This is a genomic window from Caballeronia sp. BCC1704, assembly GCF_902833455.1.
In the GTDB taxonomy this organism is placed as follows: Bacteria; Pseudomonadota; Gammaproteobacteria; order Burkholderiales; family Burkholderiaceae; genus Caballeronia.
On sequence record NZ_CADFFT010000002.1, the window covers coordinates 536,321 to 548,147 of the forward strand.

Annotated in this window: 13 protein-coding genes; 6 read left to right on the plus strand and 7 right to left on the minus strand. The window is 65.3% G+C overall.

Annotated elements, in window-relative coordinates:
- Positions 1–75 precede the first annotated feature (75 nt).
- From HWX53_RS12110 to msrB, 3 genes are read left to right on the plus strand one after another with little or no spacing between them, the layout of a single operon-like run.
- A complete protein-coding gene (locus HWX53_RS12110) occupies positions 76–1,002 on the plus strand; it encodes an ABC transporter ATP-binding protein (RefSeq protein ID WP_175941069.1) in 927 nt (308 codons plus the stop codon).
- The gene (locus tag HWX53_RS12115; RefSeq protein WP_175941070.1) at positions 999–1,760 is read left to right on the plus strand and encodes an ABC transporter permease; all 762 of its coding nucleotides are present in this window, start codon (positions 999–1,001) and stop codon (positions 1,758–1,760) included. Before HWX53_RS12110 ends, HWX53_RS12115 begins: the two co-directional genes overlap by 4 nt.
- Before the next feature lie 45 nt (positions 1,761–1,805).
- Positions 1,806–2,312, plus strand: a complete 507-nt coding sequence (msrB, locus tag HWX53_RS12120; protein ID WP_175941071.1) for a peptide-methionine (R)-S-oxide reductase MsrB — start codon at positions 1,806–1,808, stop codon at positions 2,310–2,312.
- A gap of 292 nt (positions 2,313–2,604) precedes the next feature.
- On the opposite strand, the gene HWX53_RS12125 is transcribed toward msrB, so the two are convergent.
- Positions 2,605–3,765, minus strand: a complete 1,161-nt coding sequence (locus HWX53_RS12125) for a metallophosphoesterase (protein WP_175941072.1) — start codon at positions 3,763–3,765, stop codon at positions 2,605–2,607.
- 65 nt (positions 3,766–3,830) lie between these two features.
- On the opposite strand from HWX53_RS12125, the gene HWX53_RS12130 reads away from it, so the two are divergent.
- From HWX53_RS12130 to HWX53_RS12140, 3 genes are all read left to right on the plus strand, one after another.
- Positions 3,831–4,046 carry a hypothetical protein gene (locus HWX53_RS12130; RefSeq protein ID WP_175941073.1) on the plus strand — a complete coding sequence of 72 codons (216 nt, stop codon included), beginning with the start codon at positions 3,831–3,833 and terminating at the stop codon, positions 4,044–4,046.
- A gap of 25 nt (positions 4,047–4,071) precedes the next feature.
- Positions 4,072–4,707, plus strand: coding sequence for a hypothetical protein (locus HWX53_RS12135; protein WP_241269975.1), 636 nt, complete (start codon positions 4,072–4,074; stop codon positions 4,705–4,707).
- Between the two features lie 342 nt (positions 4,708–5,049).
- Complete coding sequence (locus HWX53_RS12140) at positions 5,050–6,249, plus strand: M20 aminoacylase family protein (protein ID WP_175941074.1); 1,200 nt, start codon at positions 5,050–5,052, stop codon at positions 6,247–6,249.
- A gap of 20 nt (positions 6,250–6,269) precedes the next feature.
- Here the strand turns inward: HWX53_RS12140 and HWX53_RS12145 are convergent, their stop codons facing one another.
- The 6 genes from HWX53_RS12145 to HWX53_RS12170 form a co-directional block, all read right to left on the minus strand.
- Positions 6,270–7,811 (minus strand): methyl-accepting chemotaxis protein, encoded by a 1,542-nt coding sequence (locus HWX53_RS12145; RefSeq protein WP_175942381.1) that lies wholly within the window; start codon positions 7,809–7,811, stop codon positions 6,270–6,272.
- A 148-nt stretch (positions 7,812–7,959) separates the two neighbouring features.
- Positions 7,960–8,121: a hypothetical protein gene (locus tag HWX53_RS12150; RefSeq protein WP_175941075.1), complete on the minus strand. Its 162-nt coding sequence runs from the start codon at positions 8,119–8,121 to the stop codon at positions 7,960–7,962.
- 19 nt (positions 8,122–8,140) lie between these two features.
- Positions 8,141–8,740, minus strand: coding sequence for a glycosyltransferase family 9 protein (locus tag HWX53_RS12155; protein ID WP_175941076.1), 600 nt, complete (start codon positions 8,738–8,740; stop codon positions 8,141–8,143).
- Between the two features lie 163 nt (positions 8,741–8,903).
- Entirely contained in the window at positions 8,904–9,398 is a 495-nt protein-coding gene (locus tag HWX53_RS12160) for a hypothetical protein (RefSeq protein ID WP_175941077.1), read from the minus strand.
- A 117-nt stretch (positions 9,399–9,515) separates the two neighbouring features.
- On the minus strand, positions 9,516–11,024 hold the full coding sequence (locus HWX53_RS12165; protein ID WP_175941078.1) for a UdgX family uracil-DNA binding protein: 1,509 nt from the start codon (positions 11,022–11,024) through the stop codon (positions 9,516–9,518).
- A gap of 127 nt (positions 11,025–11,151) precedes the next feature.
- Positions 11,152–11,739 carry a nucleotidyltransferase family protein gene (locus tag HWX53_RS12170; protein ID WP_175941079.1) on the minus strand — a complete coding sequence of 196 codons (588 nt, stop codon included), beginning with the start codon at positions 11,737–11,739 and terminating at the stop codon, positions 11,152–11,154.
- Positions 11,740–11,827: the final 88 nt, after the last annotated feature.

Below are 11,827 nucleotides of genomic sequence, written 5' to 3' on the forward strand. Positions count from 1 at the left end.
GCGCGCCGAACATCGGCCATTCGGACGACCCCTTGGTTCATGCCGAATCGCGCGGTATCTGCTATCGTCCACGCCATGCCGAACATCATCACTATTTCCAATCTCTCCAAGACCTACGCGTCGGGATTTTCTGCGCTCAAGGACGTGAACCTGGAGATCCGGCGCGGCGAAATTTTTGCGCTGCTCGGTCCGAACGGGGCAGGCAAGACGACGCTCATCTCCACCGTCTGCGGCATTGTGAGAGCGAGCCAGGGGCAGGTCACCGTCGCGGGTCACGATATCGTCACCGACTACCGCGCCGCCCGCGCGATGATCGGGCTCGTGCCGCAAGAACTCACGACCGACGCGTTCGAGACCGTGTGGGCCACCGTATCGTTCAGCCGAGGACTGTTCGGGCGCGCGCCGAATCCCGCGCACATCGAGCGTGTCTTGAAGTCACTGTCGCTGTGGAGCAAGAAGGACAACAAGATCATGACGCTCTCCGGCGGCATGAAACGGCGCGTGCTGATTGCCAAGGCGCTCTCGCACGAGCCGGACATTCTCTTTCTCGACGAGCCGACAGCCGGCGTGGACGTCGAACTGCGCCGCGATATGTGGAATCTCGTGCGGGCGCTGAAGGAGAAGGGCGTCACCATCATTCTGACGACGCATTACATCGAGGAAGCGGAGGAGATGGCCGACCGCATCGGCGTCATCAATCGCGGCGAGATCGTGCTCGTCGAAGAAAAAGCCGAACTGATGCGCAAGCTCGGGCAGAAGAATCTCACGCTGCAACTGGAGCAACCGCTCGCCGCCGTTCCCGCGCCGCTCGCGCCGTACGGTCTCACGCTGTCGGCGAGCGGCACGGAACTCACTTATACGTATGACGCGCACGACGAGCCGGGGCGCATTATCGCGCTCTTGCGCCATGTCGACGAAGCCGGCGTGCGCTTCAGGGATCTGCAAACGACGCAAAGCTCGCTGGAAGATATCTTCGTGAGCCTCGTCAGGGACGCCAAATGAATCTACACGCAGTTCGTGCAATCTACCGCTTCGAGATGGCGCGCGCCGGACGAACGTTGATGCAAAGCATCGTGTCGCCGGTCATCTCCACATCGCTTTACTTCGTCGTGTTCGGCGCTGCCATCGGCACTCGCATTCCGGAAGTGGACGGCATCAGCTACGGCGCGTTCATCGTGCCGGGGCTCGTCATGTTGTCGCTGCTCACGCAGAGCATCGCGAATGCGTCGTTCGGCATCTACTTTCCGCGCTTTACCGGCACCATCTACGAACTGCTGTCCGCGCCGGTGTCGTATATGGAGCTGGTCATCAGCTACGTCGGCGCGGCGGCCACGAAGTCGATCATTCTCGGCCTCATCATTCTTGCCACGGCTCGGCTTTTCGTGCCGCTGCGCATCGATCATCCAATATGGATGATTTTGTTCCTGTTGCTGACCTCGGTGACTTTCAGCCTGCTCGGTTTCATCATCGGAATATGGGCCGACGGCTTCGAGAAACTACAGATCATTCCACTTCTGATCGTGACGCCGCTCACGTTTCTCGGCGGCAGCTTCTATTCGATCAATATCCTTCCGCCGTTCTGGAAGACGGTCGCGCTGTTCAATCCCGTCGTCTATCTCATCAGCGGATTCCGCTGGAGCTTCTATGGCCTCGCGGACGTGCAAGTCGGCACAAGCCTTGCGATGACGCTCGTGTTCCTGGCAATCTTCATCGCCATCGTCGCGTGGATCTTCAAGACCGGGTATCGACTGAAGGCGTAGCAAAGAGCGGCGCCACGCGACGGGAAAGGAGGAGGCGTTCATTCGATGAAAATCATCAGACGCACGAAACGAAATTTCCTTGGCGCGATGGCCGCGACGCTGGCGGGCGGCATTGCGCCGTGGCGGCAGGGGATGGCCGCCACGCGGGCCAGCGGCATTCCTGAGTTCGAGGTCGAGCACAGCCGCACGCACTGGCGCCGGCGCTTGTCCGCGCGGCAGTATCGCGTGTTGCGGCGTGGGGCGACCGAGCCGCCGTTTTCGAGTCCGCTTCTCGAAGAAAGCCGCAGGGGAACGTTCGCGTGCGCGGGCTGCGGATTGCCGCTCTTTTCGTCTGAGACGAAATTCGAAAGCGGAACCGGCTGGCCGAGCTTCTGGGTGCCGCTGGACGGCGCGGTGGCGACGCATGCGAGCACCGCGTCGATACCGTTGCCGAACGAAGTGCATTGCCGGCGTTGCGGCGGTCACCTGGGCCATGTGTTCGACGACGGCCCGAATCCAACAGGCTTGCGCTATTGCATCAACGGCGCGGCGCTCGTCTTTCAGGCGACGTGAGATGTTGTCGGCGGCAATCGCGAGGCGTGTCTTGTTGTGCCTATGCGTTGCTTCGCCACCCGGGGCAAAAAAAGTTCGCACTCCCTGACAATCGACAAGAGCCGCCGCGCGCCGGTCGGCATATTAAGAAATATCGAGTGGCCGATGATCCGGCACTTCTTTACGTTGTCGCTACTTCGTCGGCAGGGATCCCGCTCGCCGACGGAGGGCGTCCGTTCGTTCCCGTGTCCGGACGTCGCGCTTTCCCTGAGCGCCGGACGCGCGACATCGACGCGCGTCCACTTCCTCCCATCTACGCGGTCGCGGGCACCAGCCGCACGCGCGTGATCTCGGACGGCGCGCCGAGCCGTTTCGGCGGGCCCCAGTATCCCGTCCCGCGACTCGTATAGACCCAGAGCCCGTTGAACTTCACGAGTCCAGCGACGAACGGTTGCTGGAGGCGCACGAAGAAGTTCCACGGCAGGAACTGGCCGCCGTGCGTGTGTCCCGAAAGCTGCAACGTGAAGCCCGCTTCCGCCGCCGCCGGCGCGGTACGCGGCTGGTGCGCGAGCAAGACGCGCACGAGCGCATCGGCCGGTGCGCCGTCGAGTGCCTTCGCCGGATCGCTGCGGTGCGCCGGGTCGAAGCTGCCCGCGCTGTAATCGGTGACGCCCGCGATTACGGCCTGCGCGCCATCATGATCCACCACCACATGCTGATTCAGCAGCACCTTCAGCCCGAGCCGACGAAACTCCGCGATCCACTTGTCCGCGCCCGAGTAATACTCGTGGTTGCCCGTCACGAGAAATGCGCCGTGCCGCGCGCTCAAGCCGGCGAGCGGGCGCGTGTGATCCGCGAGATGCGCCACGGCGCCGTCGACGACATCGCCCGTCACCGCGATAACGTCCGGCGCGAGGCCGTTCACCGCTGCGACGATGCGCTCCACGTAAGGCCGCTTGATCGTCGGGCCGACGTGGATGTCGCTGATCTGCACGATGGTGAAGCCGTCGAGCGCGGCGGGCAGATTGGCGATCGGCACGTCGACGGTGACGATCGGCGCGCGCTTGCGGGCGTTGTAGAAGCCGATCGCGGATAGCAGGATGGCCAGAATCGGCACGGCGAGCGCGCTCTCGGCGACGAGCGAGGGCGAACCGATGGGCGCGCCGCGCAACCAGTCGGCGAGATGAACGCACAAGAGCAGGACATCGCGTGCGAACGTCAACAACAGCAGCGACGAGAAGAAGCCCATCGCGGTGAGGCCGCACCACGCGAGACGGTCGGAAAGCGGCTGCGCCTCGATGTTGCGCGCCATCATCCCGAGCGGAATCAGAATCAGCGACGCGACAAGCCACGCAGCCGCGAGCACCTTGACCGGCATGCCGACGGGCGCTGCCGGAATGAGCCGCCAGCCGACATAGACGTGAAACAGAACACCGACACCGATGAACCGGATGAAGAATGCGGAACGTCGCATAGCGCCCCTGTCGGGCCGGGTCGGCGCTCGTTGCGCTGCGCTCCGCCCCATGAAAGAAGGTTGGTGTGGATTCACAAGACGCGACGCAGACGGTCGCCATCAGGCAGCCGATTCTACCGGTTCGCCGGGAAATCCGCCTTGAGGGGTCGAAGTCGGTGCAGATGATCGTCGAATCGACGATGTTTGACATTCGATTAGACGATTCTTTGGTGCCGCCGCAACGCATAGAGCGATTCGATTTCAGCCGCCCGAGCAACGTGATATTGAATGGCAGGCACTGAACCCTTCGGCAAGGAGCCTACGCACATGAAGACGAAACGGCGCGTGTTTCCATTTCTCGCGACGATGGCCTCGGCCTCGTTCGCAATCATCGTCGCAACGCCCGGCGCGGTATTCGCGCAAGCCGACGACGCGTTGAGCAAGGAGGCGCAGGAAGTCATCGCTTCTGCGCAGCCGGTCCACATTCAGGCGACGATCACCGGCATCGATCCCGCAAGCCGCATGGTGACGGTTCACGGTCCGCGTGGCGATGCTTCGTTCATCGTCAGCAAGGAGGTGACGAATTTCGACCAGCTCCACGTCGGCGACAAGGTGGACGTGCTCTATAAGAACGCTCTTCTCGTGACGGCCGAGAAAGTGAACGGACGGGGCAAGGGCGTGCGCACGCGCGTCGACACGCAGTCGATCGCGCCCGCGTCCGGGCCGGGCGGCGCGAGCGGTTTTGAGTCGTCGAGGCGGGTGGAGATTCTCGCGACCGTCGAACATATCGATAACAAACGGCACACGATTACGCTGCGCGGCCCGTGGCGCACGGAGACGCTGGACATCTCGCCGGCGCTCGAAGAGCAGAAGCTGAGAAAGGGCGATACGGTTCACGCCGTGTTCGTATCGGCGGCGGCGGTGAAGGTGACGCCTGCCAGCGCGACCAGCGCCGGGCAGTAGACGCAGCGGCGCGAAGCGCCAGACTTCTACGCGAAGCGCGTTCCGGCGTGGATGCGACCGTGCCGTGTCTCAGCATTTCCGCCACGCGGCAGACGCTCGTGCGGCCTCATATCCGCATCGCGCGGAATTGCGGCTTCGATTCCAAACGTTTCGCCAGCCTCTGAGAAAGCCAGTCCGCGCCGCCCACGCGCAGCCACCGTGCAAAAAACGCACAGCGCGTCACGCGGAACTGGCAAGCATCGGCCGACTGGAGGAAGATGTGCGCCTTTCTGCTTTCGCGGCTGCGCGGCTTCAGCACTTTGCGGCGCGCCGCAAGACTCATCTTTAGCAAGGGCTTCTTCCATGACGACCGTTTCGTCCGACCACCGCTACACCGAAATCGCCGATCTCGCCGACGACGCGCTCTCGCTGCGCGAGATTCGCCACGACATCCACCGGCATCCGGAGTTGTCGTACGAAGAGACGCGCACCGCCGCGCTCGTCGCCGCGAAGCTGGAAGAGTGGGGCTGGCAGGTGACGCGCGGCGTCGGCGGCACGGGCGTCGTCGGCACGCTGAAGGCGGGCGACGGGACCAAGAGCATCGGCCTGCGCGCGGACATGGACGCGCTGCCGATTCTCGAACAGTCCGGCAAACCGTACGCGAGCGAAACGCCCGGCAAAATGCACGCGTGCGGTCACGACGGCCACACGACCATGCTGCTCGGCGCGGCGCGCCATCTGGCGCGCACTCGGCGCTTTAACGGCACGGTGCACCTATATTTTCAGCCGGCGGAAGAGCACGGCGTGCCGAGCGGCGCGCAAAAGATGATCGAGGAGGGTCTCTTCGACCGCTTCCATTGCGACGCCGTGTTCGGCGTGCACAACCATCCGGGCGCGCAGCCCGGCACCTTCCTGTTCCGCAAGGGGCCGTTCATGGCGGCGGGCGATCAGGTGTCGATCGTGATCGAAGGCGTCGGCGGTCATGCGGCGCGGCCGCATCTGTCGGTCGATCCGGTGGTCGTCGCGGCGAGCATCGTGATGGCGCTTCAGACGATCGTCGCGCGCAACGTCGACCCGGCGCAGCCCGCCGTCGTGACCGTCGGCTCCATGCATGCGGGGACGGTCAATAACGTCATTCCGAACCGCGCGACGCTCGAACTGTCGGTGCGCTCGTTCAGCCCGGAAGTGCGCGCGCTGCTCAAGCGCCGCATTCAGGAACTGGTCGAGTCGCAGGCGGCGAGCTACGGCGCAAAAGCGACGGTGAAGTATCTCGAAGGCTATCCGGTCGTCGTCAATTCGGACGCGCAGACCGAGTTCGCGACGCAAGTGGCGCGTGAACTGGTCGGCGAGGAAAACGTCGTCGCGCACGCGGATCTGCTAATGGGCAGCGAGGATTTCGCATTCATGTTGCAGGAGCGGCCGGGCACGTTCCTGCGCATCGGCAACGGTGCGGGCGAGGACGGCTGCATGGTCCACAACCCGCATTACGACTTCAACGACAAGAATCTGCCGGTCGGCGCGGCGTACTGGGCGCGGCTCGTCGAGCGGTTTCTGGAAGCGTGAGCCGCCCGGCTGTGTGAAAGCTACGCGGGCAGCTTGAAACTGCCGATCGCCTCGCGCAGCACATCCACCTGATCCTTCAGCGAATGCGCGGCGGCCGCGGCTTGCTCGACGAGCGCCGCGTTCTGCTGCGTCACCTGGTCCATTTCGACGACCGCGCGATTCACCTGTTCGATGCCCGCGCTCTGCTCGCGCGAGGCATCGCTGATTTCGTCGAGAATCTCGTTCACGCGGCGCACCGACTGCACGATCTCGCCCATCGTCGCGCCCGCGTTCGAAACGAGCGACGCGCCTTGCTGCACCGTCTGCGTCGACGTCTCAATCAGCGCCTTGATTTCCTTGGCCGCCGTTGCAGAGCGTTGCGCGAGGCTGCGCACTTCCGCCGCGACCACCGCGAAGCCGCGGCCCTGTTCGCCCGCGCGCGCCGCTTCCACCGCGGCGTTCAGCGCCAGAATGTTCGTCTGGAACGCGATGCCGTCGATCACGCCGATGATGTCGCCGATCTGCTGCGAACTCGCGGTGATGCGTGTCATCGTGTCGATGACTTCGTTGACCACGCCGCTGCCGCGCGTCGCCACGTCGGCCGCCTGCCCCGCGAGCTGCGCCGCCTGAGCTGCGCTTTGCGCGTTGTTCTTCACGTTGGCGGTCATTTCGTCCATGCTCGACGCCGTCTGCACGAGCGCGGCCGCCTGTTCTTCGGTGCGCTGCGAAAGGTCGGTGTTGCCCGCGGCGATTTCGGAGGCGCCCACGTTGATATTCTCGGTCCCGTTGCGCACGCGCGAAACGGTCTCGACGAGTCCGCGCTGCATCGTCGAAAGGGCGTGGAGCAGGCTCGTCGTGTCGTCCGGATGCACGGTCACGGCGGTCGTCAGGTCGCCCTCCGCCATGCGGTGCGCGGCGCCCACTGCCAATTCCAGTTCGCCGCCGAGATTGCGCTTGATGCTGCGCACGACGACGAGCATCGCCACCGTCGCCGCCGCGCCGAGGAGCACCGTGACGAGCAGCCAGCGCAGCGCGCTCGCATAGAACGCGCTTTGCACGTCGTCCATGTACATGCCGGTCACGATGTACCAGTCCCACGGCGCAAACCGTTGCGAATACGAGAGCTTGGCGACCGGCTTGTCGTTGCCCGGCTTCGACCAGAGATAGTTGACGAAGCCGCCGCCCGGCTGGTCGCCTGCCTTGACGATATCGACAAAGAGCCGCGTGCCCGCCGGATCGGTGTAATTCGACATGTCCTGGCCGATCATCGCGGGCTTGATCGGATGCATGACCATGGTCGGGTGCGAGTCGTTGATCGACAGATAGCCGTCCTTGCCGTAACGGATCGCGGCGACAACCGACAGCGCCTGTTTCTTGGCTTCGTCGTCGGTCAGGGTCTTGTTGGCGGCGAGCGCGGCGTAGTGGGAAACGATCGCATGCGCCTCGCCGACGAGCGACTTCAGCTGCTCCTTGCGGTCGTCGATCATCGACGCGCGGTTCTGCCACGCGCCGATCACGCCGATGGCGATCAGCCCGATCCACAGCACGGCGATCAGCGAGCCGAGCTTCTTGTTCAACGTCATTTTGTTCATAGGTGCGCCCGCGATGTCTTCGTTGGATTAACGTGTCTTCCACGAAGCGACGGCGCACGCCGCCGCTCGTCTGCTTTACGGCAGGCGATGCGGCGGTTGAAGGGCGGGGATACCCGTAAAGCGAGGCTCGCGCGGCGGCTCAGAAGCGCCGGATCGGGTCCTTGTCGGGCGGCGCGTCGGGATGCTGCGGCTCTTCCGGGCGATGCCCCGGCGAGGGCGGCGTGAGCGGATCGGCTTCCGGATCACGGTTCGGGTCCGCAATCGGGTCCGGAACCGGACTGGTCTGCAAGTCGAATTTCATGATGGTCCCCGAAAGAAGGTCACGAGGCATCGTACACGGCTGGCATGTGCAGCGTGAACGGACGGCCCGGATGCGCGTGCTCGACATCGGATAGTTCGGCGCGCGCGCGTCGCGTGATCGTATCGCTGCCGACGGCGCGCGGCTGCTCGGCGAGCACGATATGCGGCGTGCCGAGCGCGCGCGCGACCGCGACGGGCGAGGGCGCGGCGGCGTCGTCGGAGAGGAGAAGCTGTGCATCCGCGATCAGGCGCGGCAGCGTGCGCGGCCCGACCGCGCCCGCCAGAAAGAGTGCCGCCGTCTGCATCGCGCCGAGCACGCCGGCGGTCCGCTCGGGATCGGGCGCGTCGCCGACAATCGCGATCTGCCAGCCATCGGCGGCGAGCTGATCGGCGACATCGGCGTATTGCTCGGCGCTCCACGCGGGCGTGGACAGGTGACTGCCCGGATGAATCAGCACCAGCCGCTCGCGTTCGATGCCGTGAAACGCGACGAGTTCGTCGTATTCCGCGTCCGACATGTCGCCCGACGGCGCGCGCGGTCCGGCGCTCGGCGCATCGGGAACGAGCGCGAGATCCGGTGAGAGCACGTCGGTCAGTTCGGAAAAGGGATGGGCTCGCATTCTGACTCCTGCAAAGGGCGTGGCCGCGTAAGCGGACTGCGGGAGTAGTTCCAGCACGTCGCATGCCCAGCTGACCGTGCGGTAAGGCGCAAAGCCAAAGTAAAACCGCCGCTTCGCGTTAAGCGAGAGCGGCGGTTTTCGTTGCCGGAGGATGCCAGAAGGCTCAAGTCTCGGTAGGACCGTCCTCGGCAGGCAAGGTTTGCGGCGTGAAGGCGTCGGCGCGGCGGCGGATGCCGTCGATTTCGCCGGTGACGAAGGTGCGGTTATCGGCGGCGAGCGCCTGCTGATACGACGCGCCTTCCGGCACGCGATGCAGGAGCGCGCGCAATTCGCCCTGCGTCGTCTGCTCGACGGGCTCGTAATCGTAGAGGCCGAGCATGAGTTCGGCGCGCTCGTGAAGCAGGAACAGGCACGAGGCGAACGCCGCGACGGCCAGCACTTCCTGCACGCCGAAGCGGATCTCGCGCGGCAGCGGCGAAAACGGCAGCCACGCGACGAGCGCCGCGCCGACGACCGCCAGCGCGATGGTCGCATTCAGCAGCCAGCCGGCGCGGGCGACGATGCGCTCGCGTTCGGTGCTCAACTGGCGCGCCGACTTCGGTACGAGCGCGGTCACGGAAAGTTGCTGCTGCAAGGCGTCGAGCGGAAGAGCGGCCATGAAAGTGTCTGGAAGAAAGCGCCCAAGCGGCGCGACACCGGTATAACGCATTGCTTACACGACCGTTGACGATGCTTTCGTCTTGTTGCGCTCTGTTTCCGGTTGTTGCAATTGACGTCAGCGCGTCGGGTCCTTGACCGGCGTGCGCACGGTGGCGGTGCCGTCGGCGATTTGCTGCGCGAACACGAGCGCTTCGACAATGGTTCCGAACACTTCCGCGCGGATTTTGTCGTCGGTCAGGCGCAGCAGATACGACGGATGATAGGTCGGCACGACAATGCGCCCCTTGTGCTCGATCGTTTTGCCGAGATACTCGGAAAGCGCCGTGCGATGCCCGGTCAGCGCCTTGAGCGCCGTGGCCCCGAGCGCGACGACCACCTTCGGCCCGATGCGCGTCAGTTCTTCGTCGAGCCAGTGACGGCAGGCTTCGCGCTCGCGTTGCGACGGCGTGACATGCAGCCGCTCGTTGTTCTGCCCGTGCGCGTCCCACTTGAAATGCTTCACCGCGTTGGTCAGATAAAGCGACTCGCGTTCGAGCTGCGCCTCGCGGATGGCCTCGTCGAGCAGTTTCCCCGCCGGACCGACGAACGGCTTGCCCTCGCGGTCTTCGTGATCGCCCGGCTGCTCGCCGACCAGCATGACGCGCGCACCCGCCGGACCCGCGCCCGGCACGGCCTGCGTCGCGTTGCGCCAGAGCGAGCAGCGTTTGCACGCGTCAAGCGAGGGCGGCTCCTTCAGCGACGTGCCGTTGAGCGGCTCCAGATCCGTATTCAGCGCGACTTCCATGTCCGCCGGCACGTTGCACGGATGGCGGTCGCGCCGCGTGTAAGGATCGGCGCGGGCGATCAGCGCGGGATCGGCGCGCTTGTTGTCCGAGTTCTTCCAGTAGCGCACCGGCATGTGCGACGCCATTTCGGCGGCATTTTCCTGCGCCGGCGTGAAGGTGCTCTCGTAATACGCGAGCCACAATGCCTCGATGGCGTCGCCGCTCACGGCCTCGCCGCTCATGGCGTCCGGCCCCACGCCGAAGTCCATGGGCTTTTCCTCCGGCTCGCTCGTGCGGTCCACGCGCAGCAGGGCGCCGTCCCAGAACGCCGCGCCGTGCGGCGTGGCGATCATCCACGTGGCGCTGCCCATGCGCGTGGCGAAATACATGGCGGCGTGCTCCAGCAGGTCGTGCACCGGCTCGCACCAGCTGATGAACTCCGGCGGCCCGAGCGACGAATCCCGGTGCCTGAAGCGCAGCGTCTTGCGCATTCTGGTTTCTTCCGCCTCCACGATTTCGATCATTCGAAGGAGCCGCTGCCCGTCCTCGTCTTCGGGCGATGCCACCGCGCGATCGCCCTGCGTCCAGCGCCACAGCACCTTGTACAGAAACGGCCAGCGGTCCGGCGCGCGGTAACACGCCGCCGTTTCCAGCATGGCGAGAAATTCGCGGGCGATTTTCACGGGCTTCGGCGCATTCGGGTTCGCCGGGCCGCACGGCGAACCGACGGTGCCGAACACGGTGGCCGATGCGCTCGATTCCCGCCACAGCACGTCTTCCGGCGGCACGCCCTCCATGACGAGCGAGCGCGCGACGGTGCGCCATGCAGCGAACGACGGATCAAGAGTGACGCTTTTCATCGGAAACCGGAACCAGAAAAAGCCGAAAAGTACTGTATATCCATACAGTAATTCTAGCGATGGCTCCGGCCGGTAGGCAACCTTTTTAAGATGGTCGTGCCCTTTTGACGCTGCGGACCGCGTGCAGCTAGCCTTGCGGCAAATCGCCCGGCTGATCGACGTCGCGCAACACGTTCGGGTCGTCGACTCCCACCAGAAGCGGCGCCGCTGTCGCGAAGATGGCGCGCGCTCCGGCGTCGCCATCGAGCGCGGCGAGCGTCGCGCGGTGGGCCAGCCCGAAGCCGACCGGATGCCCGCGCTGCCCGCGATACATCGGCGCGACGAGCGCCGCACCTGCATCCAGCGGCCGCGCGACGGCTTCGATGCTCGAGGGCTCAATCCACGGCATGTCGCCGAGCGCGACGATCCATCCTTCCGCTTCGGACGTCGCGCGCACCGCGGCGGCGAGCGTCGCGCCCATGCCGCGCGCGGCGTCCGCGCTGAAGATCACGTCGCAGCCGGCTTCGTTCAGCACGTCCGCGAGCTTTTCGGCGCCCGGCCGCACGACCGCGATCACGTCCGAGGCGACCGAAAGCAGCCGCCGCGCGGACTGGAACACGACCGGCGTGCCGCCGGGCAACGTCGCGAGGAGCTTGTTTTGCAGGCCGGAAGGATCGAAGCGGGTGCCGAGGCCCGCCGCCAGCAGGATGCCGGTCGCAGTGGACGAGTAGGTCATCGCGCGGCTCGAAGGACAAGGAAAGCCGATTGTGCAGTGCGACGAGAGGCGGGGCAAGCGCGAAGAAATGCCGCGCCTGACCCCGCCG